Source organism: Angustibacter peucedani, from assembly GCF_054779595.1.
On record NZ_BAAGXY010000187.1, the window covers coordinates 1 to 732 of the forward strand.

Annotated in this window: 1 protein-coding gene; it reads right to left on the reverse strand. The window is 53.7% G+C overall.

The features are described from left to right. Nucleotides 1-45: 45 nt before the first annotated feature. A protein-coding gene (locus ACYVJ4_RS18765) for an IS1-like element IS1B family transposase (protein ID WP_234784045.1) occupies nt 46-732 on the reverse strand; the annotation gives its coding sequence in 2 pieces (ribosomal slippage) (nt 46-494 and nt 494-732; 688 coding nt annotated over the 2 pieces). This gene is flagged as partial in the annotation.

Genomic DNA, 732 nt, shown 5'->3' on the forward strand with positions numbered 1-732 from the left:
GGCCATCACATGAAAGAAGTCAAAAAAAGGGGTAATGACTCCAACTTATTGATAGTGTTTTATGTTCAGATAATGCCCGATGACTTTGTCATGCAGCTCCACCGATTTTGAGAACGACAGCGACTTCCGTCCCAGCCGTGCCAGGTGCTGCCTCAGATTCAGGTTATGCCGCTCAATTCGCTGCGTATATCGCTTGCTGATTACGTGCAGCTTTCCCTTCAGGCGGGATTCATACAGCGGCCAGCCATCCGTCATCCATATCACCACGTCAAAGGGTGACAGCAGGCTCATAAGACGCCCCAGCGTCGCCATAGTGCGTTCACCGAATACGTGCGCAACAACCGTCTTCCGGAGCCTGTCATACGCGTAAAACAGCCAGCGCTGGCGCGATTTAGCCCCGACGTATCCCCACTGTTCGTCCATTTCCGCGCAGACGATGACGTCACTGCCCGGCTGTATGCGCGAGGTTACCGACTGCGGCCTGAGTTTTTTAAATGGCGGAAAATCGTGTTGAGGCCAACGCCCATAATGCGGGCGGTTGCCCGGCATCCAACGCCATTCATGGCCATATCAATGATTTTCTGGTGCGTACCGGGTTGAGAAGCGGTGTAAGTGAACTGCAGTTGCCATGTTTTACGGCAGTGAGAGCAGAGATAGCGCTGATGTCCGGCAGTGCTTTTGCCGTTACGCACCACCCCGTCAGTAGCTGAACAGGAGGGACAGCTGATAGAA